Source organism: Micromonospora sp. H33 (assembly GCF_052068455.1).
Taxonomy (GTDB): domain Bacteria; phylum Actinomycetota; class Actinomycetes; order Mycobacteriales; family Micromonosporaceae; genus Micromonospora.
Map to the genome: position 1 here is coordinate 250,267 of NZ_JBQHDE010000007.1, position 24,082 is coordinate 274,348.

At 68.4% G+C, this 24,082-nt stretch carries 21 protein-coding genes and 4 pseudogenes; 12 read left to right on the forward strand and 13 right to left on the reverse strand.

Going from position 1 to position 24,082, the window contains the following annotated elements; all coding sequences use genetic code 11:
* Positions 1 to 5: 5 nt before the first annotated feature.
* From ACTMS0_RS18290 to ACTMS0_RS18300, 3 genes and pseudogenes are all read right to left on the reverse strand, one after another.
* Positions 6 to 1,136: an acyl-CoA dehydrogenase family protein gene (locus ACTMS0_RS18290; RefSeq protein ID WP_441156415.1), complete on the reverse strand. Its 1,131-nt coding sequence runs from the start codon at positions 1,134 to 1,136 to the stop codon at positions 6 to 8.
* On the reverse strand, positions 1,133 to 2,326 hold the full coding sequence (locus tag ACTMS0_RS18295; protein WP_441156416.1) for an acyl-CoA dehydrogenase family protein: 1,194 nt from the start codon (positions 2,324 to 2,326) through the stop codon (positions 1,133 to 1,135). Before ACTMS0_RS18295 ends, ACTMS0_RS18290 begins: the two co-directional genes overlap by 4 nt.
* Positions 2,319 to 2,618, reverse strand: a pseudogene (locus ACTMS0_RS18300) (acyl-CoA dehydrogenase family protein); the annotation flags it as partial. The gene ACTMS0_RS18295 and the pseudogene ACTMS0_RS18300, both read right to left, overlap by 8 nt.
* A gap of 243 nt (positions 2,619 to 2,861) precedes the next feature.
* On the opposite strand from ACTMS0_RS18300, the gene ACTMS0_RS18305 reads away from it, so the two are divergent.
* Positions 2,862 to 4,091: a trypsin-like serine peptidase gene (locus ACTMS0_RS18305; protein ID WP_441156417.1), complete on the forward strand. Its 1,230-nt coding sequence runs from the start codon at positions 2,862 to 2,864 to the stop codon at positions 4,089 to 4,091.
* A gap of 176 nt (positions 4,092 to 4,267) precedes the next feature.
* Here ACTMS0_RS18305 and ACTMS0_RS18310 read toward each other — a convergent pair.
* Positions 4,268 to 4,738: pseudogene (locus ACTMS0_RS18310) on the reverse strand (hypothetical protein).
* Between ACTMS0_RS18310 and ACTMS0_RS18315 the strand changes: the two are divergent.
* The 6 genes and pseudogenes from ACTMS0_RS18315 to ACTMS0_RS18340 all read left to right on the forward strand — a co-directional run bounded on the left by ACTMS0_RS18315 (position 4,731) and on the right by ACTMS0_RS18340 (position 10,301).
* Complete coding sequence (locus ACTMS0_RS18315) at positions 4,731 to 5,030, forward strand: hypothetical protein (RefSeq protein WP_441156418.1); 300 nt, start codon at positions 4,731 to 4,733, stop codon at positions 5,028 to 5,030. The pseudogene ACTMS0_RS18310 and the gene ACTMS0_RS18315 sit on opposite strands and share 8 nt — an antisense overlap.
* 102 nt (positions 5,031 to 5,132) lie before the next feature.
* Positions 5,133 to 5,366, forward strand: a pseudogene (locus ACTMS0_RS18320) (Tn3 family transposase); the annotation flags it as partial.
* Positions 5,367 to 6,210: 844 nt separating this feature from the next.
* Entirely contained in the window at positions 6,211 to 7,308 is a 1,098-nt protein-coding gene (locus tag ACTMS0_RS18325) for an L-dopachrome tautomerase-related protein (RefSeq protein WP_441156419.1), read from the forward strand.
* A gap of 330 nt (positions 7,309 to 7,638) precedes the next feature.
* The gene (locus tag ACTMS0_RS18330) at positions 7,639 to 8,007 is read left to right on the forward strand and encodes an SCP2 sterol-binding domain-containing protein (RefSeq protein WP_441156420.1); all 369 of its coding nucleotides are present in this window, start codon (positions 7,639 to 7,641) and stop codon (positions 8,005 to 8,007) included.
* Positions 8,008 to 8,012: 5 nt separating this feature from the next.
* Positions 8,013 to 10,010, forward strand: coding sequence for an amylo-alpha-1,6-glucosidase (locus ACTMS0_RS18335; protein ID WP_441156421.1), 1,998 nt, complete (start codon positions 8,013 to 8,015; stop codon positions 10,008 to 10,010).
* A 114-nt stretch (positions 10,011 to 10,124) separates the two neighbouring features.
* A complete protein-coding gene (locus ACTMS0_RS18340) occupies positions 10,125 to 10,301 on the forward strand; it encodes a hypothetical protein (RefSeq protein WP_441156422.1) in 177 nt (58 codons plus the stop codon).
* A 21-nt stretch (positions 10,302 to 10,322) separates the two neighbouring features.
* Here ACTMS0_RS18340 and ACTMS0_RS18345 read toward each other — a convergent pair whose 3' ends face one another.
* Together ACTMS0_RS18345 and ACTMS0_RS18350 are read right to left on the reverse strand one after the other, a co-directional pair.
* Positions 10,323 to 10,529 carry a hypothetical protein gene (locus ACTMS0_RS18345; protein WP_441156423.1) on the reverse strand — a complete coding sequence of 69 codons (207 nt, stop codon included), beginning with the start codon at positions 10,527 to 10,529 and terminating at the stop codon, positions 10,323 to 10,325.
* A 49-nt stretch (positions 10,530 to 10,578) separates the two neighbouring features.
* Entirely contained in the window at positions 10,579 to 11,070 is a 492-nt protein-coding gene (locus tag ACTMS0_RS18350) for a MarR family winged helix-turn-helix transcriptional regulator (RefSeq protein ID WP_441156424.1), read from the reverse strand.
* 109 nt (positions 11,071 to 11,179) lie between these two features.
* On the opposite strand from ACTMS0_RS18350, the gene ACTMS0_RS18355 reads away from it, so the two are divergent.
* Genes ACTMS0_RS18355 through ACTMS0_RS18365 form a run of 3 tightly spaced genes read left to right on the forward strand, consistent with a single transcriptional unit; the run spans position 11,180 to position 14,010 of the window.
* The gene (locus tag ACTMS0_RS18355) at positions 11,180 to 12,229 is read left to right on the forward strand and encodes an LLM class flavin-dependent oxidoreductase (protein WP_441156425.1); all 1,050 of its coding nucleotides are present in this window, start codon (positions 11,180 to 11,182) and stop codon (positions 12,227 to 12,229) included.
* Positions 12,222 to 13,253: an LLM class flavin-dependent oxidoreductase gene (locus ACTMS0_RS18360; RefSeq protein ID WP_441156426.1), complete on the forward strand. Its 1,032-nt coding sequence runs from the start codon at positions 12,222 to 12,224 to the stop codon at positions 13,251 to 13,253. The genes ACTMS0_RS18355 and ACTMS0_RS18360 overlap by 8 nt, the downstream gene beginning before the upstream one ends.
* A 40-nt stretch (positions 13,254 to 13,293) precedes the next feature.
* Entirely contained in the window at positions 13,294 to 14,010 is a 717-nt protein-coding gene (locus tag ACTMS0_RS18365) for an NADPH-dependent F420 reductase (RefSeq protein ID WP_441156427.1), read from the forward strand.
* Between the two features lie 121 nt (positions 14,011 to 14,131).
* Here the strand turns inward: ACTMS0_RS18365 and ACTMS0_RS18370 are convergent, their stop codons facing one another.
* Positions 14,132 to 14,305, reverse strand: a complete 174-nt coding sequence (locus tag ACTMS0_RS18370) for a hypothetical protein (RefSeq protein ID WP_441156428.1) — start codon at positions 14,303 to 14,305, stop codon at positions 14,132 to 14,134.
* Positions 14,306 to 14,460: 155 nt separating this feature from the next.
* On the opposite strand from ACTMS0_RS18370, the gene ACTMS0_RS18375 reads away from it, so the two are divergent.
* Positions 14,461 to 15,444: a 2-dehydropantoate 2-reductase gene (locus tag ACTMS0_RS18375; RefSeq protein ID WP_441156429.1), complete on the forward strand. Its 984-nt coding sequence runs from the start codon at positions 14,461 to 14,463 to the stop codon at positions 15,442 to 15,444.
* A gap of 931 nt (positions 15,445 to 16,375) precedes the next feature.
* Here the strand turns inward: ACTMS0_RS18375 and ACTMS0_RS18380 are convergent.
* The 4 genes and pseudogenes from ACTMS0_RS18380 to ACTMS0_RS18395 all read right to left on the reverse strand — a co-directional run bounded on the left by ACTMS0_RS18380 (position 16,376) and on the right by ACTMS0_RS18395 (position 20,080).
* Positions 16,376 to 16,846: a (2Fe-2S)-binding protein gene (locus ACTMS0_RS18380; RefSeq protein ID WP_441156467.1), complete on the reverse strand. Its 471-nt coding sequence runs from the start codon at positions 16,844 to 16,846 to the stop codon at positions 16,376 to 16,378.
* A 70-nt stretch (positions 16,847 to 16,916) separates the two neighbouring features.
* Positions 16,917 to 17,695 (reverse strand): annotated as a pseudogene (locus ACTMS0_RS18385) (transposase family protein).
* A 201-nt stretch (positions 17,696 to 17,896) separates the two neighbouring features.
* Positions 17,897 to 18,022: a hypothetical protein gene (locus ACTMS0_RS18390; protein WP_441156430.1), complete on the reverse strand. Its 126-nt coding sequence runs from the start codon at positions 18,020 to 18,022 to the stop codon at positions 17,897 to 17,899.
* 987 nt (positions 18,023 to 19,009) lie between these two features.
* Entirely contained in the window at positions 19,010 to 20,080 is a 1,071-nt protein-coding gene (locus tag ACTMS0_RS18395) for a hypothetical protein (RefSeq protein WP_441156431.1), read from the reverse strand.
* Between the two features lie 1,219 nt (positions 20,081 to 21,299).
* Here ACTMS0_RS18395 and ACTMS0_RS18400 point away from each other — a divergent pair.
* Positions 21,300 to 21,848, forward strand: coding sequence for a hypothetical protein (locus ACTMS0_RS18400; protein WP_441156432.1), 549 nt, complete (start codon positions 21,300 to 21,302; stop codon positions 21,846 to 21,848).
* 210 nt (positions 21,849 to 22,058) lie between these two features.
* On the opposite strand, the gene ACTMS0_RS18405 is transcribed toward ACTMS0_RS18400, so the two are convergent.
* Positions 22,059 to 23,069 carry a hypothetical protein gene (locus tag ACTMS0_RS18405; RefSeq protein WP_441156433.1) on the reverse strand — a complete coding sequence of 337 codons (1,011 nt, stop codon included), beginning with the start codon at positions 23,067 to 23,069 and terminating at the stop codon, positions 22,059 to 22,061.
* Positions 23,070 to 23,352: 283 nt separating this feature from the next.
* Positions 23,353 to 24,063: an SDR family oxidoreductase gene (locus tag ACTMS0_RS18410; RefSeq protein ID WP_441156434.1), complete on the reverse strand. Its 711-nt coding sequence runs from the start codon at positions 24,061 to 24,063 to the stop codon at positions 23,353 to 23,355.
* Positions 24,064 to 24,082: the final 19 nt, after the last annotated feature.

Below are 24,082 nucleotides of genomic sequence, written 5' to 3' on the forward strand. Positions count from 1 at the left end.
ACCAGCTATGACCGTTCGCCAGGCGGGCTGGCCGACGTGGAGGCCGGCGGCAGGAGGTCGACCAAGCCGGCCAGCCTGGCACGGTGAGCCCCGGCGGTGCCCAGGGCGATCTGGTCGGCCTTGGCGCGCTTGAGGTAGAGGTGCACGGGGTGTTCCCAGGTCATGCCGATGCCGCCGTGAAGCTGGAGCGCCTCCTCGGCGGCCCGGACGGCGACATCACTGCAGTACGCCTGTGCGACGGTGGCGGCGATCTCCGCGTCGGGGTCACCGGCCGCCAGGGTGGCGGCGGCGTAACGGGCGGCCACGCTGGCCTGCTCGACGTCGGTGAACAGGTCGGCCAGCCGGTGCTTGAGGGCCTGGAAGCCGCCGACGATCCGGCCGAACTGCCGGCGTTCCTTCAGGTAGGTGATGGTGGTGTGCAGGCACCACTGTGCGACACCGACCTGCTCGGAGGCGAGCAGGGCCGCCCCGGCGGCGAGTGCCCGCTGGACAGCGGATTCCGCGTTGGCGACGACCGTCTGACCGGTCACACCGTCGAAGCGGACGTCGGTGAGCTGCCGGGTCATGTCGAGGGAGACCACCGGGGTCAGGACGGCCTCGGTGGCGGGCACGGCGCACACCGAGACACCGTCGCCGGTGCTGGCGGGCACGAGCAGCACGTCGGCCTCCAGGGCGCCCGCCACGCTGGTCACCGTGCCGGTCAGGCGTCCGTCCGCGTCGGCCCGTAGCACCGGCAGCGCGGACGCCGGCGCCGTCGACAGGGGTACGGCGAGGGCGGCGGTCCGCTCCCCTGCGGCGAGGGCCTCCAGCAGATCACTGTCACTGCTCAGCAGGACGGTGGTCGCCATCACGGCGCTGGTGAGGAACGGGACCGGGGCCACCGCGCGACCAAGCTCCTCCAGGACGACGGCGGCCTCGCGGGCCGACGCTCCGGCGCCGCCGCGCTCCTGGCTCACCAACAGGCCGGCCAGGCCCAGGTCCGTGGCCAGCGCCTTCCAGAGCCCACCGACGACCGAACGGTCGCCGTCGTACACAGCGGTCACCGCGGTCGGGTCACAGCGGTCGGTGAGCAGGTCGCGCACGGCGGAGCGCAGGTCGTCCTCGATATCGGTGGAGAGCAGGTTGACCTCGCTCACTTCCGGAGCTCCTTCCAGGGGATGTCCTTGTCGACACGGGGCTCGGTGGGCAGCCCGAGGACCCGTTCGGCGACGATGTTGCGCAGAACCTCCGAGGTGCCGCCCTCGATGGAGTTGCCCTTGGCACGCAGGTACCGGTAGCCCGCGTCCCGACCGGTGAAGTCGACCCGCTCGGGACGGACCATCGCCCAGTCGGAGTAGCGCAGGCCGTCCTCACCGAGCAGCTCCAGCTCGAGACCGGACAGCTGCTGATTGAGCCGGGCGAAGGCCAGCTTCATCGTCGAGCCCTCCGGGCCCGGCTGGCCGAGCGCCAGCTTCTGCCGCAGCCGCTGACCGGTGAGGCGGCCCACCTCCGCGTCCACCCACAACCGCAGCAGCCGGTCGTGCAGCTCCGGGGTGCGGCGCTCGGGGTGCTCGCGCCAGGTGCGCGCGACCACACCCACCATGCCGCCCTCCCGCGGCGCGGCGGCGTCGCCGATCGCCACCCGCTCGTTGTTGAGGGTGGCCGTGGCGACCTTCCAGCCCTCCCCTTCCGCACCGAGGCGATGACTGTCGGGGATCCGCACGTCGGTGAGGAACACCTCGTTGAACTCCGCCTCGCCGGTGATCTGCCGCAGCGGACGGACGTCAACGCCCGGAGTGGTCATGTCGCAGAGGAAGTAGGTCAGACCGGCGTGCTTGGACACGTCGGGGTTCGTGCGGGCGACCAGGATGGCGAACCGGGCGAGGTGCGCGACCGAGGTCCACACCTTCTGGCCGGTGACCACCCAGGTGTCACCGTCACGCACGGCACGGGTGGCGACCGCGGCGAGGTCGGAGCCGGCACCGGGCTCGCTGAACAGCTGGCACCACACCTCCTCGCCGGTCCACAGGGGCTTGAGGAAGCGTTTCTTCTGCTCCTCGGTGCCGAACGCGAGAATCGTCGGCGCCGCCATGCCCAGCCCGATGCCGTTGACCTCCCGGTTGTTGTCCGGTGCACGCGCGGACTCGAACAGCCGGTCGACCTCGGGCTGCAGGGCCCGGGGAAGGCCGAGACCCCCGTAGCCCTCGGGGAAGAACACCCAGGCCAGCCCGGCGTCGTACCGGGCCCGCAGGAACGCCGACCGCTCGGTCGTGGCGGGGTCGTGCGCGGCGAGGAAGTCGGCGATCCGCCGGCGCAGCTCCTCGCGCAAAATGCTGTGATCAGACATGGCTGCTCCGCCTCGCGAGAGCCTGGCGACGCAGTCCGGGGCGCGCCAGGGCGTTCTTGTGCACCTCGTCGGGTCCGTCCGCGAAGCGCCGGGTACGAATGCGGGCGTAGGTAGCCGCCAGCGGGAAGTTCTGGGAGAGACCCGCGGCGCCATGGACCTGGATCGCCTTGTCCAGGCTCCACTGCACCGTCGCCGGGGCGGCGACCTTGATCCCTTGGATCTCTGTGTGCACGCCCTTGTTGCCCGCGGTGTCCATCAACCAGCCCGTCTTGAGTTCGAGGACATCGCTGCGGCTTCAGACATGGCCTCCCCCTTAAGGTTACTAAGCGCTTGCTTACTCGGCTTGAGGCAGTGTGCGACAGAACACCGGCCCCCGTCAACAGGACCCTGCCCGATGACTGATCCCCAGCCGGTCCACCAGCGCTGTGACGGTGTCGCAGACTGCCATCGCATAGATGTACTTGCATGTATCGCTCGACGTCGTGTATGAAGGCCGAAAGCGCGTCTAGGTGCTGGTTCCTGGGGAGGAGCGACAATGAAACATGCCCTGCGCCGCCTGCGGACGGCGGCGGTCACGCTGGGTGCCTGCACCCTTGGGCTAAGCCTGGTGTCGGTGCCCGCCGCCGAGGCGTACTCGGTTCGACCTCTCGCACCACACTCCGAGCGGGCACCCGAATCGGATCAGTTCTCGGCGGAGGGTGTCACCACAGTCGGTGAACTTCGCACCGTGGACGGCTCGCTGTCCTACGCCCGCGACGGCCGGACACAGATCATCCGGCACCCGGGCGCGGCATACGTCAAGGTGCACTTCGGCTCGCTACGACTGGCTCACGGCGACTACGTCACCGTGTCGAGCCCCGACGGCCGGGAGAGTTACCGGTACGACCGCTACCTGAACCGGGCGACCGGCTCGGACTACACCACCGACGGACAGCCGGGCTTCTGGGCGATGTCGGTTGAGGGCGACACCGCAGTGGTGACGTTGCACAGCAGCCGCCCCTCGCGTGGCAAGGCCGCGACCATCGACCGGTTCTGGCGCGGCTACGACCGGACGGAGATCACGCAGTACAACCTCTCCACGCTGTCTGTCTGCAGCACCGACGCTCGCCGCGACGTGGTCTGCTACCAGAACAGCCACCCCAGCGAATACGCCCGCAGCAATGCGGTGGCGCGGCTGCTGATCAGCGGCGGTGGGATGTGCACCACCTGGCGGGTCGGCAACACCAACCGCATGCTGACCAACAAGCACTGCATGTCGACGCAGTCCACCGTCAGCGGCAGCGAGATGCAGTTCAACTACCAATGCGCCACCTGCGGCGGCGCGAACCCTGGCCCGGGCACCAAGGTGAGCGGCGCAACCCTCTACAGGGTGAGCAGCGGTGGCTCCAGCCAACTGGACTACACCCTGTACTCGGTGAACAACTTCGCCAACATCCAAGGGTTCGGCACGCTGTACCTGGCGACGACCGCCACCAGCACCGGCGCGCAGATGTACATCCCCGGACACGGCGACGGCAGCCCGAAGCGACTGTCGATCTACGAAAACACCCAAGGTGGCACGAGGTGCACCGTGCGGAACGCGAACTACAACACCTGGAACATCAGCTACAGCTGTGACACCTCTGGCGGCAACTCGGGCTCGCCGGTGCTGAACGCCAGCCACCGGGTGATCGCCCTGCACCACCTCGGCGGCTGTCCGTCAAACCAAGGCGCGAAGGCACACCTGATTTACAACGAAATCGCCAGCCTGATCGACAACGGCTGACGACAACGGGGCGTTGAGGCGCAAGCGCGCCCAACGCCTCGCTTCGCATCCGGCACCTGCCGCCACACCAGGCAGCAGAGGAGGGCCCGGCTGGATGCTGCTAGTCGCCGTGTACTGGCGCACCAACCTCACCATGCGGCAGATCGGCCCACTGTTCAACGGGGGTAGCAATATCTCTAACTCGGGCTGACCGCTCCACGCACCGCGACCGCGATGGCGAGCCAGACGACGTACGCGACGACACTGACGCCAACCATGATCAGCGCCTTGACGACGGATGGGGTCCGCGTGCGGGCGACGGCCAAGTTCGCCACGAAGCCCAACGCTCCGATCAGTCCACCGAGGGCACCACCGACAGCGACCAGCAGGATCGGCAGCGGGGCCAAGACTCGCAGGACGACCGGTATCGAGGGCCCGGTTCGATGCTGTACGCCGTTGACCTCCACGATCGGGTAGGGGTCGGCGAACGCGCTGCGTACAGTGGCTTGGACCGCACCACCGGCCACTGCCGGCAACGCCTACTGGCGCTTCCCCCTCCTGGAGGCCGGCACTCCACTAACGGTGACGGCAGGGCGGCCCCAGAAGGCGTTGGTAGTAACGACAATCGGGCCAGCTACGCCGTCGATGCTGATAGGCTCCGTGTTCACCGGCGTGATCTTAAGAAGCGCGCTCAGCCGCGTCTACCCCGGCTGTTCGGCAATCCGGCCGTGCCGCCCGTCTTCCTCCCTCACTCCCCCGGCGATCGTCGGCTCGCCTGATGGCCTCGGTGATCCATATCGTGGACTTCTTTTCATCGTCGCCTTCCTGCTGACCGTCGCGGTGCTCGTAGCGATTGGTCTGTTGAAGCCAAAGCGGTCCCGGCCCGATGATGGATCCACTGGTTACCCGCTCTATCCCCTGCTCGACGGTGGCGGCGATGCAGGCCGCGGCAGCGACTAGGAATTCAAGCGTCCGAACGCAGATCTTGATCCGGCTTCGATGCGGTGCGGCGGCCGCGGCGCTGAGAGGCCGGACCTGCGCGCGCTTGCCGAACCCGATGTGCAGCGCGGCGAGCTGCGCCACTCCTACCGCGAGGGCCAGGAGGACGTCCTTGGCGCGCTCGGTCTGGCTCTCAACGCCGTGGTGTTGTGGAACAGCCGCTACATCGACGCCGCCGTCGACCGGCTGCGCGCCGACGGGCACCCGGTCCGCAATGAGGACGTTGCCCGGCCGTCCCCGCTGGGGCACGCCCACATCAACATGGTCGGCCGCTATGCCTTAGCCAGCAGTTTGCCACCCCTCCCGAGGCGAAAAGGCCCTGCCACATTCGAACGTGGCGAGATAACCGATCAGCCGACAGCGCTCAGATCAGGCGGTCCGGGTCGGTCCGGGGCGAGCCGGACCGACCCGGGGATGCCGCCGGCGGTCGCCGCCGCCAACGAGGCCGCTGTCCGGCAGGGCCGCACCCTCGCCGACCCGGTAGCCATGACGGTGTACGTCGCCGCCACACACGTTCACCGAGCACACCGCGGTCGCCGACGGCGCGTGGGCGGCACTGCGACGCGAACTCGGCGGCACGGAACTACCCGCACGGGCGGCGGTCGGCGTAGCGAGCCTTCCCGGCGGCGCCCCGTTCGAAGTGCAACCGACCGTGGCGTTGTCTCTCCCCCGATTGGTGAGGCGTCCGGCGCGGATGGGCGCCGGCCGATGACAGTGCCGTGGCCGATCTCCGCTGCGGCAGCCCGTCCGGCCGGCGCCTGCTCGGTCGGCCGGTTCGGCGCGGCGCGCCGCTGCGGCTTAATGGTTGCGGCTGCAACGGCAGCCTCTGCCCAACTATGACCGGCGCGCCGCCACCACTGCCCAGCCCGCTGCCGTCCGCGCCTACGCCATGGGCGCAGCAAGCCTCGCCGGGACCGCACCCACCGCAGAAAACGCCGAAACCCGCGCAGGAGCCGCGCACACCCCTTACTGTTCGCCACTGAACGGCTACGAGTCGCGGCGCGCTTACCGCTGGCACGGAAGGCGCCGGGTCCACGCGGTCACGTTGGCGGTTCCGAGCGGTGATCAGGAGGCGAAGCATGGGACTGACCCATTACCTGAATCTCACGGGCGACGCCCATCCGGGGGCCGGTGATTCGTCATGACAGCGCCGGTCGACGAACCGGTCGGTGAGCTGGAACTTGTGCACTCCTTCACCGGACCGATGCCGACCGGGGTAAGCGTGTCGCACACCGGCCGCATCTTCGTCAACTTCCCGAAGTGGGGCGACGAGGTGCCGGCCACCGTAGTCGAGCTGCGCGACGGCAGGGAGATGCCCTTTCCAAACCAGGCATGGAACGACCCCTCGGGAGACAACGACGCGAGCGCGTTCGTGTCGGTGCAGAGCGTTGTTGTGGACCCAGCCGACCGGCTCTGGGTGCTCGACACCGGCAGCCCGATGTTCCAGCCCACCCGCCCGGGCGGGCCCAAGCTGGTCCGTATCGACCTGCACACGGACACCGTCGCGCAGGTGATCACCTTCCCGGCCGATGTGGCGTTGCCCTCGACGTACCTCAACGACGTCCGTTTCGACCTGCGCCGCGGCGACGCCGGCGTCGCCTACATCACCGACTCCTCCGGCTCCGGCCCGAACGGGATCATTGTCGTCGACCTCGCCAGCGGCGCCTCCTGGCGCCGGCTGCACGACCATCCGTCCACCAAGGCCGAACCAGTGCACAGCTTCCGGGCAGTGGTGGAGGGACGACCGTTCCTGGAACGGCCAGGCGACGAACCACCCAAGCCGGTGGCCCTGGGCTCCGACGGCATCGCCATCTCCGCCGACGGCACCCGTCTCCACTACTGCCCGCTCGCCTCCCGCCGCTGGTACAGCGTCGCCACCGACGCGCTGGCCGACCGGACGATCACCGACGCTGAGGCCGCCGCGACGGTCGCGGACGAGGGCGACAAGGGCGGCGGCTCCGACGGCCTGGAGACCGACGACGCCGGCCGGCTCTACCTGACCTCGTACGAGAACAACGCGGTGCTACGGCGGCGGCCGGACGGCGAGTTCGAGACCGTGGTGCACGACCCGCGGCTACTCTGGCCCGACACCATGTCCGTGGCCATGGACCGCCACCTGTACGTGATCGCGAACCAGCTGCACCGGCAGGCGAAATACCAGCGCGGACAGGACCTGCGCCGCAAGCCGTACGCCCTGTTCCGCACCCGGATCGACGCCGGACCGGTGCTGCTGCGCTGAGCGGCCGACGGCCGGTTGGGCGACCGCCCGCCCGCCTGTCAGCCAGCCGGTCACCCGCTCTGCGGACGTTCCAGGTCTTGAGGGTGGCGACGGCCCGCACCTTCAACGATCACCGTCCGCACCAAGGCCGGCAGCACGCTTCGGAGGGCGAAGACGGGCCGTGATGTACCCAGCACTCCCGGCGGCAGACTTTCACCCCTTCCGGGTGATGCTGGCCTCACCCTGATCCGCAGGAAGCTCTGTTCGCACGGGGGAGAAGCTGCTTCCGCCGCGCAGCCGTCCATTGCGACTGTCAGCAGGCAGCGGGGTGTCAACTGGAGGAGAAAGCGGATGGCGGATCCGATCGCAGAGTTCTTCGACGAGATTGGCCGCCGGCAGCATGAACAGTACCGCCGGGTCGAGGGCAGTGTGCGCCTCGACCTGGCGCGGGGCCCTCAGCAAGTAGACCACTGGCTCCTGCAGATCAACAACGGCCGGATGCAGGTGTCCCGGAAGGAACGTGACGCCGATTGTGTCATCCGCTCGGACCGGGCGTCGTTCGAACGGATCGTCCGTGGCGAGGTGGACCTGCGATCGGCGTGGCTACGCGGCCAGGTCAAGCTCGTGGGCAGTGCGTACTGGTTGCAACTGTTCCGAAAACTGCTTCCGGGACCAGCCGGGGCCCGTGACACACGAGTCATCACCGCTAGCGAAAGGTGATCGTCATGGGCCCCAGCGCGGTCCGGATGCTGAACGGCAACACGTTCGTGGTCAGCGACGGCTGCGGCGACATCGACCCATCCCCCAGCATCCCGACTGGCCTCTTCGCCTTCGACACCCGCTACCTGTCAACGTGGCGACTGACCGTCAACGGGGAAAAACTCCAGGCGCTCTCGGTCGACGACGTCCAGTACTTCGAGAGCCGCTTCTTCCTGGTCCCCCCGGGGGCGAGTCACTACGTCGATTCCCAAATGTCCATCATCCGCCAACGGTCGGTCGGCAACAGCTTCGACGAGCAGGTGAAGATCCTCAACCACACGGGCGAGCCGATCGACCTCACGCTACGGGTCGAGGCGGCCAGCGACTTCGCCGATCTGTTCGAGATCAAGGACGTGCGGCAGAAGAAGGGGCGGACCTACGTGCGGGTCGAGGAAGGCCGCCTGCGGATGGGGTACGAACGAGAGAGCTTCCGACGGGAGACGATCATTTCGGCCACGGCACCGGCCACGGTCGACAAGCAGGGCATGACCTTCGACGTCCATCTCGACGCGCACGGCGAGTGGATCGTCGATCTGCATGTGCAGACCCTGGGTGCGGATGGCCGCGATATCCGGACCAGCCTGCTGGGCCGACCCGGGCCATCCAAGCCCCGACTTCAGCAAGAGTTCGATGAGTGGCTCGCTGGCGCCCCCAAGCTCGACGCCGACAGCGCCCTCGAGCGGACGTACCGGCGCAGTCTGATCGACCTTGCCGCGCTGCGGCTCGCGCCGCTGGCGTTCGGTGGACCCAGTGTGCCGGCGGCCGGTCTGCCCTGGTTCATGGCCATCTTCGGCCGGGACAGCATCTTCACCAGCCTCCAGGCACTGCCGTTCGCACCGGAACTCGCCCTGACGACACTGCGCAGCATGGCGATGCTACAGGGCAGCAAGCTCGACGATTTTCGGGACGAGGAGCCGGGCAAGGTGATGCACGAGTGGCGCTACGGCGAGCTGGTGGCATTCGATGAGCTGCCCTTCTCCGCGTACTACGGCGCCGCTGACTCGACGCCGCTGTTCGTGATCCTGCTCGACGAGTACGAACGCTGGACCGGAGACGCGGAGGCGGCCCGCGGGCTGGAGCCGGAAGCCCGCGCGGCGCTGGAGTGGATTGACACCTACGGCGACCTGCTGGGTAACGGTTACATTTGGTACCAGCGCCGGAACGAGCAGTCCGGCCTGGAGAACCAGTGCTGGAAGGACTCGTGGGACTCAATTTCCTATCGGGACGGCACGTTGCTCAAGACGCCGCGCGCCACCTGTGAGATTCAGGGCTACGCGTACGACGCGAAGAGGCGTGGCGCCCGCCTCGCCCGGGAGTGCTGGAACGACGCCGCGTACGCCGACCGCTTGGAGCGGGAGGCCGCGGACCTCAAGCAACGCTTCAACCGTGACTTCTGGGTCTCTGACGGCGAGTACTACGCACTTGCGCTGGACTGCGACGGAAGGCCGGCCGACGTCCTCTCCTCGAACATCGGACACCTGCTGTGGAGCGGAATCGTCGAGCCGGACCGGGCTCCGATGGTGGCGCGGCATCTGCTCGGTCCCCGCCTCTTCTCCGGCTGGGGGGTGCGGACGCTCGCCGAGGGGGAGGAACGGTACAACCCCGTCGGATACCACGTCGGGACGGTTTGGCCGTTCGACAACTCATTCATCGCCTGGGGCCTGTGGCGGTACGGCTTCCGTGAGGAGGCGGGCCGGATAGCCGAAGGCATGATTGAGGCGGCGGAGTTCTTCGACGGTCGTCTTCCCGAGGCCTTCGCCGGATACGGCCGGGAGTTGACCAAGTACCCGGTCGAATACCCGACCGCCTGCAGTCCGCAGGCCTGGTCCACCGGAACTCCTCTCCTCCTGCTGCGGACGATGTTGGGTCTGGAGCCGGACGGGGACCGGCTGGTGACCGATCCGGCGGTGCCCGACGGCCTGGGTCGGATGGAGTTGACCGGTGTCCGCGGGCGATGGACGTGAATGGCCCGACCGTATAATCACCGCTTGGAGCGATCGCTGAGGTTGAGGCCGGTCGCCACCGCGCCCTCGCGGTGCTGAACGAGCCCAAGCCGAGGTCCGCTCCCAGGATGAGCCGTGAGCAGATCCCTCGTTCAGCAACTGGGCGACATCGCCGCCGCCTGGGGCGAGGCCGACCCAGCCGACCGCACGGAGGTCTACCGCCAACTCGGACTGCGGCTGACCTACCATTCGCAACAACAGAAAGTCCGCGTCCAGGCACAGCCTGTCGCGGACTTTCATGGAAATGGATGACGCGGTCGGCCGACCGCCCCGTCAGTCAGTTGCGCTCGACGTAGGCATGGCGACCAGCAGGGCCACGGCGGTGATACCAGCTAGCACGGCATCAGGCACGATCGTGCCGAAGGTGATGACGTGCGAGACGAGGAACGCTGGATAGATCCACAGCGCGGTCCAGGCCCAACGCTCACCTCGGCGGTAGGGGCCGAGGATGATGGCGAGCCCGAGCGCGCCACCCAGCAAGGCGTAGCTCGCGATGAGGACGCTCGCGTAACCGACGCTCTGGTCCGGCTCATTCCTCGTGGTGCGTGTCGAGGTGCGCGCGAAGCGCCGCCGCGATCTCGCCCGCCGCGAGGAGTTGCTCCGGCGTGAGAGCGTCGACGAAGAGTTCGCGGATGGCGCGCAAGTGCGGAACCGTGGACCGCCGGAACGCCTCGGCTCCGGTCGGCGTGAGGAGTACCTCCGCCCCTCGAGGAACGGTTGCGCACTCCTGTCGGCGGATGAGTCCGCGCCGCTCCATCCGCCCGAGGTGGTGGGAGAGCCGGCTCCGCTCCCAGCCGATGTGTGTCGCGAGTTCGGACGAGCGCATCTGCCTGTCCTGCGCCTCGCTGAGGGCGAGCAGTACGGCGTAGTCCCCGGGCGAGAGCGAGGACTCGATCTGGAGGCGTGACGCGAGCTGGGACCTGAGTGCTCCCGTCGTCTCGATGAAGTCCCGCCAGATCCGTAGCTCCTCCGCGGTGGGCAGTCGGCGTCCTCTCCGCCGTTCGGGTGTGGCCTTCGTCATCTACTCTCCCGGGTTGACGTGTCAATTGCCAGGCTAGCATTGCTGACGTGTCAACCGCTAAGGCCCCTGTTCCGGGGATCGCCGGCTGAGAGCGCGTGAGGAGGGGACGATGACGGCTGAAGGCTTCGAACTGGGGCTCAACTCGTTCGGGGAGGTGGCCACCGACGGCGGCCGGGTCCTGAGCGACGCCGAGACCGTGCGGCTGCTCGTCGACGAGGCACGGCTCGCGGAGTCGGTCGGACTCGACGTGTTCAGCCTGGGTGAGCACTACCGGGAGGGCCACACCGACTCGGCGACCCCCGTGTTGCTCGCGGCGATCGCGACGGCGACCGACCGGATCCGCCTCGGCACCTCGGTCACGGTGCTCAGCACGAATGATCCGGTACGGCTCTACCACGAGTTCGCCACCCTCGACGCCGTGTCCAACGGCCGGGCCCAGATGGTTCTCGGACGGGCGTCGGCGACCGAGTCGTTTCCGCTGTTCGGGTACGACCTGGCGGACTACGAGCGCCTGTTCGAGGAGAAGCTCGACCTCTTCGTCCGGCTTCAGCGGGACGAAGAGGTCACCTGGTCGGGTACCGTACGCAGCCCCCTGGTCGCGCAGCGGCTGCACCCACGGATGCCGGCGGGTGGCATCCCCACCTGGATCGGCGTCGGCGGGAGCCCGAACTCGGTCATCCGGGCCGCTCGCTACGGCCTTCCGCTCATGCTCGCGATCATCGGCGGGCGTCCGCAGCGGTTCGCCGGCCACGTCGACCTCTACCACCGGGTGCTGGAACAGTTCGGGCATCCCGTGCAGCCGATCGGGCAGCACTCGCTCGGCCTCGTCGCGGACACCGACGAGGAGGCCGTGGAGACCTGGTGGCGGTACTGGCAGCCGGTCGTGGCCCAGGTGGCCAAGGAACGCGGCTTCTACAAGCCGGACCGCAAGCGCTACGAGGCCGAGCTCGACCACGGCGCGCTGTTCGTCGGTTCGCCGGAGACGGTCGCGCAAAAGATCGCCACGATGGCCCGCGACCTGCGGCTGAGCCGCTTCGACCTGAAGTACGACATCATGCACCTGCCTCGCGAGGCACGCGCGCGCACCATCGAACTGCTGGGCAGTGAGGTCGCGCCGCGCGTCCGGGAGCTGCTGGCAAAGGAGCCCACCCATGTCTGATCTCGAGTTCGGCCTCGACACTTTCGGCGACGTGCCGGAGGACGACTCCGGCAAGCTCGTCTCCTACGCCGCGGCGATCCGTCAGGTCGTCGACGAGGCGGTGCTGGCGGACGAGCTGGGCGTCGACGTCATCGCCCTCGGCGAGCACCATCGGCCGGAGTACTCAGTGTCCACGCCGGAGACCGTCCTGGCGGGGATCGCGGCTCGTACCTCGCGGATCCGGCTCGCCTCCGGGGTGACCGTGCTGAGTTCGGACGACCCGGTCCGGGTGTTCCAGCGCTTCGCCACGGTCGATGCGCTGTCGCGCGGCAGGGCCGAGGTCATCCTGGGGCGCGGCTCGTTCACCGAGTCCTTCCCGCTGTTCGGCCATGACCTGCGCGACTACGACGTGCTGTTCGAGGAGAAGATCGAGCTCTTCGTGAAGCTGCTGGACGAGAAGCCGGTCACCTGGAGCGGCACCGTGCGTGCCCCGCTCGAGCACGCCGACGTCTTCCCGAAGACGGAATCGGGACGCCTCACCACCTGGGTGGGCGTTGGTGGCTCGCCGCAGTCGGTCGTGCGTACTGCCCGGTACGGCCTGCCGCTCATGCTCGCCATCATCGGCGGCGCCCCGGAGCGCTTCGCCCCCTACATCGACCTCTACCGGCGGGCGGCCGACCAGTTGGGCACCACCGCGCACCCGGTCGGGATGCACTCGCCAGGCTTCATCGCCGACACCGACGAGGAGGCGAAGGAACTGTACTGGCCGTACTACCGGGTCATGCGGGACCGGATCGGCGCGCTCCGGGGCTGGCCGCCGGTCCGCCGCGCGGAGTTCGACGCCGAGGTGGAGCACGGCTCCCTCTACATCGGCTCGCCGGAGACCGTGGCCCGTCGCGTTGCGCGCGCGATCCGCAGCCTGGGCGTCGGCCGGTTCGACCTCATCTACACCGCCGGCGCGCAGCCGGTGAGCGCCCGGTTGCGCGCCGTGGAACTGTACGGCACCAAGGTGATTCCCCTGGTCCGTGACATCCTGGCCAGTTGACCAGGCCCACGGCCGCCCCATCGGCACCCGGAAGGAAGACATGAACGACAGCGCCCCGAGCGGACCTCAGACCCTCGGCATCCTCGGTGCCGGCAAGGTGGGCACCGTGCTGGCTCGGCTCGCCCTCGCCGCCGGCTACCGGGTACTCGTCGCCGGCTCCGGCGACCCGGCGAAGATCGCCCTCACCGTCGAGGTGCTCACGCCCGGAGCGGTCGCCACCACCGCGGTCGACGCCGCAGCCGGCGCCGACATCGTCATCCTCGCCCTCCCGCTAGGGAAGTACCGGAACATCCCCGCCGAGGCGTTGCGCGGCAAGCTCGTCGTCGACGCCATGAACTACTGGTGGGAGGTCGACGGCATCCGCGACGACCTCACCGACCCGCGTACCTCGTCGAGCGAGACCGTCCAGGCGTTCCTGTCCGGCTCCCGTGTCGTCAAGGCGTTCAACCACATGGGATACCACGATCTTGAGGACGAGGCGCGGCCAGCTGGAACGGCTGGCCGCAAGGCCATCGCGATCGCTGGTGACGACGCCGCTGATCTCACCGTGGTGGCGTCCCTTGTCGACGCACTCGGCTTCGAACCGGTCGTCGCCGGCCCCCTCGCCGAGGGCGTGCGGCTCGAACCGGGCAGCGAGATGTTCGGCGCCAACGTGAGCGCTGACGAGGTGCGCGCCATGCTCGACCGCTTTCCTGAGTCGGAGCGTGCAAGTCGGACGGCCGAGCGCACGACTCGCGGCACAAGCGGATCTGCCTGAGGCTCGTATCCGAGGGGTCGAGGCTCGTCAGCTGCCTTGTGCCCGTTGGAGCGGCCTGTCAAGATCCGACGATGGATCGCGCAGAGGTGGCAGAGACCGCGCTGCCGTTCGTGCGCTTCATTCACCGTTCGCGCAGGTAGGTCAGCTCGAAGTCGACGGTCCAGGGCATGCCGTCCTCCGATATCTCCCATAGCCGGTCCACCGTGTCGCCGTCGGCGCTCACCGTGCCGCTGAAGCGCTGGTTGAATCCCGCAGCGTTCCGCCACAAGGTCCACACCCCGTCGGCGAACGTCATCCGGTACACCCGGTGAACACCGCATGCGTCGGCATAGGTGTCCGGAGTTGAAACGATTGCCCCGATCACCCCTGTTATCGAGCACGCTCTGCCCGGGCCGGACGGCGGGCGTTGACTCGGCCGGCGACGCTCCGGGCGGGTGTAGTTTCGGCTCCGTGCGAAATGTCTGCGTGGTCGGGGCCGGCGCGGTCGGTGGTGTGATCGGGGCTCGCATGGCCCTGGCTGGGCTTCCCGTGTCGGCCCTGGCCAGGAACGAAACGCTGGCGTCGCTGCGTACCCACGGCTGGTTGTTGAACTCGCTCGACGGCGGGCCGCAGGCCGCCCCGGTCGCCGCGGCCACCGACGACGCCGCGGCACTGGGCCCGCAGGACGTGGTGATCCTCGCGGTGAAGGCGCATCACCTGCCCGCGCTCGCGCCCGCGCTGGCGCCGCTGCTCACCCCGGAGACCGTGCTGGTACCGGCGCTGAACGGGGTGCCGTGGTGGTTCTTCCACGACTTCGGCGGCCCACTGGCCGGCACCGGCCTGGCTGCGGTGGATCCCGGCGGCGTCGTATCGAAGGCGTTGCCACCCGAGCAGGTGATCGGGTGCGTGGTCTATTTCGCCGCCCGCGCCCTCCGGCCCGGGCACGCCGTGCACACCGCAGGTGACAAGCTGATCATCGGCGAGCCGTCGGGCGCGCCGTCCCCGCGGGCGGCGGCGGTGGCCACACTGCTGCGCCGCGGCGGGTTCACGGTGACGGTCTCGGAGTCGATCCAGCGGGACGTCTGGTTCAAGCTCTGGGGCAACATGACCATAAACCCGATCTCCGCGCTGACCGGCGCCACCGCCGACCGCATCCTCGACGACGCGCTGGTCAACGCGTTCGTACAGCGGGTCATGACGGAGGCGGCCGAGATCGGTGTGCGGATCGGCTGCCCAATCACGCAGACCATCGCGGAGCGCACCGAGGCCACCCGCCAGCTTGGAGCCTTCAAGACATCCATGCTCCAAGACGCCGAGGCTGGTCGCGCCATCGAGCTGGACGCCCTGGTCACCGCCGTCGGTGAGATCGGCGCGCTGACCGGCACGCCCACCCCGCACCTGGACGCGTTACTCGGCCTCACCCGCCTCGCGGCCCGCGAGCGCGGCCTCTATTGATCGAGGCCCGGGGTAAGACGCTCGCGTTCGCACACCTGAGGGCCCTCGGCGTATCGCGGTTGCTCGACGTGCGGCTGACACCGACTTCCCCGAGATCCGCGGCATTGTCGGCACGGCCGCGAATGGATCAAGGGCCCGAATCGGGACTGCTACCAGCGCAAACGCGCCGAGGAACGCAAGCACCCGCAGGCGCTCATCGCCCTCGCCCGCCGCCGCGTCGACGTGCTTTGGGCCCTGCTCCGGGACAACCGGCGCCTCCAACTCCAGCCACCAGCATCGATGCCCGCCCAACGCAACCGAAGAACGGCCCACCTGCCGGTCACCTGGTCGGCGGGGCGCTGCCCCGCACCCCGACCCTCCCTCAGAAACCGCCAGCGAGGCTCTCCCCGGCCGGGCACCCACAGGGCTGCCCGAGAACCCCGGCCAGACCGAGAACCTCGGGCAGGGGCGAGCCTGACCGACCGAGGAGACCCCCACCATGGGGACGCATGGAACGTCCGCGCTCGAGATGCCCGAAGGAAAGCTGGATCTTGCCAGACGGTCAAGGGGCTGACATTGCTGGCGGGCGTGGTGCGCGCAACACCTCTGCCGCGGCATGCTGAAGGGGACGCCAGGGCAACTGCGCGGCAGTTGGGCCGTCCCCCGTTCGAGGAATGCATGGGAGCCAGCCATCGAAGCCGAGACCGCGATCTACCCGCTCAACCCCGCGGGGGGCTTCCTCGCCACCACAGCGAAAATCCCCGCCCAGCGGGACGGGGATCAGGCAAATCGTGAAGAAGCGTCATGCTTCGTGTGGAAATAACGTGTCCGAGGGTCGACACTTACCCGATGCCTACGCCGTCCGGCTCACGGGCGTGGTGTTTCCACGCGACGCGGATCACGCGGCGCTTCAGAAGTCGGTGACGGACTTCCACGGCGGGGAACACATTCGTTAGAGCATCCTAGGAGGATGTGATTCCGGATGCGTCGCAGTGTGCCGTCGAACGTCGTCAGAGAGGAGGACACAGTCGCCGCATGTGCCGCCGCCCGGGATGCGGTAGAACAGGCAGCACGAGCGGCGCACGAAGAACCGGCGCGGCTGGCGGGGGTTTGGATGCTCTAGCCGGCCGGTGCCGAGCAGCGGCGACACGGCCAGGACAAGCTCGGCAAGGTCCGCCGTGCGGTTGGCGAGTTCCGGCCGGACGGTGGTCAACATGTGGACCGCCCCGCCGAGCGCGGATCCGACGTTGCCCCACAGCACCTTTTCCGACAACCGATACTGCTCGGCGAAGACGGCGAACACGGGCGCCGCAACACCGGCCACGAACTGCTCGGCGAACTGCGCCGCAACGGTCTCCGGCGACGGTGCCCGTCGGTCGTGGCGGTTCCCCGGCCGAGGTGGCCAGTGGCCAGGGACCGCCAGCGACCGGTTTCCACCACATTAAGCAGTGTCTCGTAACCCGGTGAAGGGTTGCCCGGCAACGCCCTGGCGGTCAGCCGGCGAGGGCGATGTTGTGGAGGTTGGCGATGCCGGAAGCGGCATCGGTCAATGTGTGGGCGGCGCGGCGGTAGTCGCGCAGGATCTTCCAGTTCTTCATCCTGGCCAGGGCGTGTTCGACCTGCGCTCGGACGGTGCGGTGCTGCTTGTTCAGGTCTGCCTTCCAGTCGGGCAACTCGCTGCCGTCGAGGGGCTTGCGGTACGGGATGATCACCTCGGGGTTGCCGCGGTATCCGCCGTCGGCCATGACCGTCCGTCCGGCCGTTTCTGGTCGATGCCGCTGGTGCGGTAGACGATCGTGTCGTTGCGGTTGCCGGGCTGTGGGTCGCCGACGGCGATGACCAGGCGGGTGCTGGCGTCGATGGCGACCTGCAGGTTCGTGGAGTAGCGGTAGTTCTTGCTCGGCGCGGCCAGGCGGTGGTCCCGGGTCGGGATGAGGGTGCCGTCGACGATGGCGATCTGGTCGACCGGTCGCCGGCGCACCGGGGCGAGGGCCAGCAGCGGCCCGAGGGTGTCGATGACCCGGTGGGCGGCGGAGTGCGACACCCCGAACAGTGGGCCGATCTGCCGCATCGTCAGGTTCGTGCGCCAGTAGGTGGCCACCAGCAGCACCCGATCGGCGAGGTCGAGGGCCCACTGCCGGCCCGGCCGACCGTCCGCGACCGCGTCGCCACCACGCTCGGCGACCAAGCGGACCAGCTTGCGGAACTGGGCAGGCGTCAGCCCGGTGAACGGGAAGATCCACTCCGGCCGGGCTGAGGTGATCACCTGCACCCAAGCATCTTCGACGATCGTCCTCAGCAGACAGACGTCGGGGCTACGAGACATCCCTTAGACGTCCGTACCCAAATGGAGGATGACCCATATCTCCAGGCCATCCACAAGGCTGCCCGCATGCGCACTGGTAGCTAGTCTCGGCACCCGACACGAACGCCCCCACCCGTCGGACGGGGGCGTTCTCTTCGTGTATGGGAGTCATGGTGACTGCATCTTCATGATCGCAGTGATCAGGGTTGCGGCGACGACGGTACTGCCAACGATGCAGAGCAGCAGCACGACGGCGGCGACGCTGGCGAGGATCCGCGGCAGACGCTCGCGCATCACGGAGGGGGTTCGCGGTGTGGCGGCACGCGGGACGGGCGGGGGTGCGGCGGACGGCGGATTGGGGGGCGGGGTCATGCCCGGCACCGTACCGCCGAGTTAAGGAACCTAAACCAAATGCACTAGCTTTCGGGCCGTCAACGCGTTCTTTCAGAAGGTGGTCCCCGCCGCTGGCGGCCGCGCCGAAGGACGAGCCGCCGCGAGGATCCACGGTGTGACCAGCAGTCACGGGCTGGCGATTCGCCGTCAAGTTTGGACGGCGGTTGGCGTGGCCGTCGGACTGGATGGCGCGATGGTGGATGGCGTGACGGTTGGAGACGAGCCGGGCGCCGGGGCGTCTCGCCCGATGTCCTTCAACAGGGCCGCTGCTCCAGCTGTCAAACCAGCGAGAATGAGGCCACCCACGACCGTCACCACGAGCTGCCCGAAGATTCCAGCAACGAAAGCAGCTTTCCCCATACCAGGGTGTTGCTCCATTGCGATTGCGCGCACGCGAGCCGGAAAGCCTACGAACCGCTCAAGCCTGCCGGCCAACGTCCGACAGCAGCCGCCCTGGACGTGGAGGCGGCAAGTACGTGCCGCGGCGAAGGTGCTGATCAGGAGGACCGCAGCGACCGTGACTGCGACGAGGGTCCTTCTCGTCGGCTTGTTCAGCCGCTCGCCAGATATGCGCCCTCCGCTCCAACCGCACGAGGTGGTGACTCAGTCTTGACGCGGCATGTGATGCAGACAACCGGTTGGCCGCTTTTGGCGATGACGGCTGGCCGATCGCTCGGGTCGCCGAGCGGTTGTGATGTCCACGCAGAGCTCACAGGTGGCGGGCTAGTAGGATTTCAACCACTGCTGTAGTACCTGGAGACCGTTGCCGTGGGCGTCTACCTCGAGGCTGTAGTGCTTGAGGAAATCCCACACGGACGCCATTCCTCGCCATGGCGTTGTGCGATGCGGCGAGAGATCTGGCAGCAGTCGTGGAGCCGCGGGTGGTGGTCAGCGGTAGCACCGCCAGGCGTATGGATCCCCAGAATTCGATGTCCGGGCGTAGGCGCCCGCACCGTACGTGTCGCGGCAGGCGACGTCCATGTCAACGACGGACGCGAAGAGAAGCCCCCTACATTCCCAACCGCCGTCGTTGCGAGGCTCCGCTGAGCCCCCGCCGTGCTGATCGCAGTACCGCTGGGCCATGGTCGTCACCCCGTCGTCGCTCGATGGGCCGAGCAGGAGCGGACTCGAGCTTTGGGTCTGCGTCGGCGTAGCCCTGGTCCGTGTCGGGGGCGGCGTGGCGGATTGTGTGACTGACGGTGCGGTGCTGGGCGTGGTGGAATGTGTGACCGACCGTGTGGGCCTGGGCGCGGCGGATGAGCTGCGGGGTATCGCGGAACTTGGCGCCGTCGACGGCATCTCCGGGAGGGTGATCGGCTCCGCAGACGGGTCCGGCGGGATGGTCGCCGTCGACAGCGGCAGTTCGCCTTCCGGCGGCCGGTCCGACCCCCACATGAACGTCAGAGCGCAGAGCAGCGTCCCCAACGCGAGTCCGCCGACCGCGATCAGGCGGCGCCGCCGCTGGGCCTGTCGTGGGCGGGCATCAACCTCCCGGTTGAGCTGCACTCGGGGCTGGCCGCCCTCGACCGGCTCGGGGTGCCGGGCGTCGGGCTCCTCCTGGCGGTACTCGTCGCGGCGGGCGAGATCGTCGTGCGGGTAATACTGCTGGTGGGCGTGGCCCACCTCCGGTAGGACGTATGTCTCCTGCAGCGCGGCGTACGGGTCCTCGTGGACCGGACCGGCATCGACCGGTCCGTACGGCTCCTGGGCCCGCTGTTCCTCCCGGTAGTCCAGCCCGTGCTCGTCGTACTGATGGGTCTGGTCGGACTCGTAACGCTCCGGTTCGCGGTAGGCCATCGGGTCGGACCGCCGGTACGCGTACTCGTGCTGACCGTACGCCCCGCCGTACTGCTCGTGCTCATCCTCGTACTGCTGGTGTGCGCCGTGCCTTGCGTGCCGCTCTTCGTGCTCCTGGTTCGTCTCCTCGGGTCGGTACGACTCCTCGTCCGGGTCCGACACATCCTCGCGCCACTGCGGCGCGGCAGCCGGCTGCCACTCCGAGTACGTGTCCGAGTCGCTTGTTGCCGGTCCCGACAGTTGAGAGATCCAGCTGTCTATGTCGCTCGCCGGTTCGTGAAGTTGGGCAGCCCCATCGGCGGGGCGATTGGTCGATCTCTCGGCCACGGTCGCCTGCCTCCTCTGAACGCACAGGTGCGGACAGCTAGTTGACCTTACTCACCATCGGCCGAAAGTCCACCCAACTCATCGGGCGAACAGATGACAGACGACCGCGGTTGGCTGCCCCCGACCCGCGCGACAAGATCCGGAACAGGCGCTGCTCGAGCGACCAAGCAGGACCGGGCCCGAACTCCGGATCGGCGGCTCGGCCGCGGTGGACGTGGGGGTCGGCGTGGCGGAACGCGCGAACGAGGGTCTGGCGCTGCGGGGTGACCGACGGCTTCGCGCTAGCCGTCGCGGAGGACCTGCGGGGCGTCGCGGAGCTTGGACTGGAGCGTCGGCGTATCGGAACATGTGTGCGAGGCCGATCTCGCCGGGTCGCAGCATCTGTAGCGCTTCGACCGGGTGACAGTCGATCATACTCAGCCCGATTCCCGGGTATGCCTGCGCCAACATGGCGGCCGCCTTGGGCACGATTGTGCTCAGCGCCGGCGCGTTGGCAGCCACCCGGATCCGCCCTGCCTGCAATCCGACCTGTGCTGCGAGCTCGTTGGTCGCCGCATCGACCCGTCCCCCGATCTCGCCGGCCCGGTTGGCCAGCAGCCGCCCTTCCGGTGTCAATCGGATCCCACGACCGATCCGCTGAGCGAGCTTGATGGCATGAAGGCGCCTCCCCGACGTCGTCTACCAAGCGCTACACGCCGGCCTCGTCACCGGCCAACCAGCCGCCGCTCGACAGAGGAGCAATCCACACTCCCGGTCCTCGCACAGCTGCTTGAACTGCACCACCCGTGAGCCCTCCGCAGCCTGACGAGGGAACCGCAGCAAGCCCGCGACTGCGGGCCATCGTCTGGGTGCTGCCCAGTGCCGACGGGCACACCACGCACGGCATGACCGGACCGCCCGCCCGCCGAGCCGGTGCCCACACCGTCAAGAAGAACGATCTCCATCAGACCAGCCACTCCAGCGCAGGCTCAGCGCTCACAGGTCTACTTACGCGTTTACAGATCAGCTAACGCCGGAGTAGACGTTGGACACGGCTACTACAGGGTGGAGAGACATGAAGATTATCGAGGGCACCGTCGACGAGATCATCGAGTACCAGACCCGCACCAATCAGGCGCCGCCGGCAGACGACGACGAGACCGCAGCTCCCGAAAAGGAGGCAACGCCAACTCGGAGCACGTCGGCCCTCGACTCGGACGACGAGGAGGCGTTCTTCATCAAGCAGTTCGTCTACACGCGCGCCAAGGACGGCGGCACGGCCAACCGGGTGCTCACGTTCCTCAATCGCGCCCTGGACCTCAAGACGGTGGCGGCAATCGGCGAGTCCGACAGGACCCACGACGGCTACACCGACTACATCATGGTCCGCGACGAGGGGCCGAAGAAGTACGGCGCCGTCGTCTATGTCAAGCCGGGAAACGGAGGCCTTACGCTGCGCCTGCGCCCGGAGGATGTCGCTGACCTCGACAGCCACCGGATCAAGCTCCGCAACGTCGCGTCGACCCAGAAGTACGCCGTGAACTGCCCCCTGAACGACGATGAGGCTGTTGACCTCGCGCTCCTCCTGACCGAGCGCGCCCTCGACAAGGTTCGCGGCAACTGACTACCCCAGCGCGGGCCCGACCGGAGCCCCGCATGACGGGGCTCCGCCGGGCCGCGGCGCTTTGCTGCCGGCCATAACCGCTCGTCTCGCATGCCAGGCGTCGCTCGGCGGGACGGACAACCACCCCTGTAGTGGCAACGGGGGAGGTCCGAGGTGCGCTGCCGGAGACTGCGCCGATGGCGATGTACGTCGAGCACATCCTCGTTGACGTCAACTGGTTACTGGTGGACCCGGTGGAGTAAGGCGCCGGATGATTTCCTGGACTTCCTCGGCGTCGGCGGTGCCGGTGACTTCGACGCAGGTCCGATTCACAAGCATGGGAGAGCCGGGATGTGCGGCGTGTTGGAAGAGCACGACGTTCCGGCCGGACGGCAGGTCGACCTGTACCAGCATCTCGTACCGACGTGAGGGTTCGATGGGCGGTCGGTGCCAGACGCGAAGCACGGCACCGGGCGGAAGCGGCTGCGGTAGCAGGAGGTCGAATCCGTGTTGCTGGGCCCGCCGGCGGGCTCTTGATGGCGTTGTCAAGATCCCCGGTCCCGTTTCGCCCCTGCGATGCAGCACGTCCAACGGGCCGAATGGTGGGGAAAAGACGCCTGCGGGTAGGTCAGGGTTGACCTCCATGTCGATGACCTCATCGAGGTGGAAGATCGCGCCATGGTGTCGGGCGGCGCTGCGCAGCACGATCCCGGTCGCCCGGTCGATGTGCATCTCGTACTCCTCGGCGCCCTGCCCCCAGTGGCCCAGGCGGTTCGGGGGGACGTCAGGGCGGGGGCGGGCGATGGCGATGTCGGCGGGACGGCCGATGTGCTGCCCGCTGCCGGCCGCCGTGACGGCACAGTGGGTCAGCAGTGTCTCCGGCTGAAACAGGTGGCGAAAGGTCGGGGGAGCACCATCTGTGGCGTCGCCGTACTCGACCGCGTCTTCGGGCTGCGCCCAGTACCAGCGATCCCCGTCGACGAACCGGTCGTCCCGCTCCACCGCGTTGCCGGGCACGTCCTTAATGCGGCGCATACGCCAGCGGCGTGGTGGCTGCGCCCACAACTCGAATTCAATCCCTACCAGTCCCGGAGGGTCGTATTCAACCCCTACCAGTCCCGCAGGGCCCGGTCGATACGGCCGGCCCAGGGCGGCCCACTGGCCAGCAAAGTCATGCAGCTCACGCAGGCGTAGCCGGTAGCGGACCGTCGGGTCGCTCGCTGCGGCGGGACGGGCCGGCATAGCCGGATTGTAGCCACACAGCCCGCCCCGCCGAAGATCATCCATCGAGTTCGACTGCCATGCACTGTTCACCGAAGACCAGTCACAGACCCTGCTCGTGCTGACCGTGCCCCCTCGCAGCCCAGCCGAAGAACAGCTCGAACTGCTCCGGGTCATCGGGCGGTCGTAGACGTCCTGGCGCAACTTCCACACGTCAGCAGTAGTAGGTGATAATGGCGTATTCGGCCAGCCGAGGTGAGGTGCTTTGGCCGATGCGTCCGTCACGGGGAGCGGTGCGGTCTGCTCACGCGGCTCCCACCACCTGTGGGTAGGTCTCGGCGGGGTCTCGCGACAGCGCGGCCTTCAGGGCGATGCTGTCGGCGTCGGCGAGGACCTCGAGCCGGCCGGCCTCGACGCCGTCGAGGGCGGTCCGGGCGACGTCCTCGAGTCGGTTCTTGGGCACGTCGAAGCCGGCCATCATGTCGGTGTCCGTGCTGGCCAGCACCAGGCCGGTCACGTGCGTTCGCTGCGGGGCCAGTTCGACCCGGATGCCGTTGGTGAGTGCCCACAGCGCCGCCTTGGACGCACCGTAGCCGTTGGAGTGCTCGTAGCCGAGCCAGGCCATGACCGACAGCACGTTGAGGATCGCGCCGCCACCGTTGGCGGCGAGTACGGGCGCGAACGCCCGCACGATCGACAGCGTGCCGTAGTAGTTGGTGTCCATCTCCTGGCGGATGTCGGCCAGGTTCCCGGTCACCAGCTTCGAGTACTTGGTCACCCCGGCGTTGTTCACCAGCAACGTCACATCGGATGCGACGCGGGCGGTGTCGGCGACCTGCTCCGGGTTGGTGATGTCGAGCCGGAGCGGTACGACGCCGGGAAGATCGATCTGCTCGGGGCGGCGTGCTGCGGCGTAGACCTTCAAGGCGCCCCGGCCGAGCAATTCCTGCGCGAGGGCGCGGCCGATGCCGCGGTTGGCGCCGGTCACGAGGGCGACGGATCCTTCGATATGCACGGGAATTCCTCCATGAGTC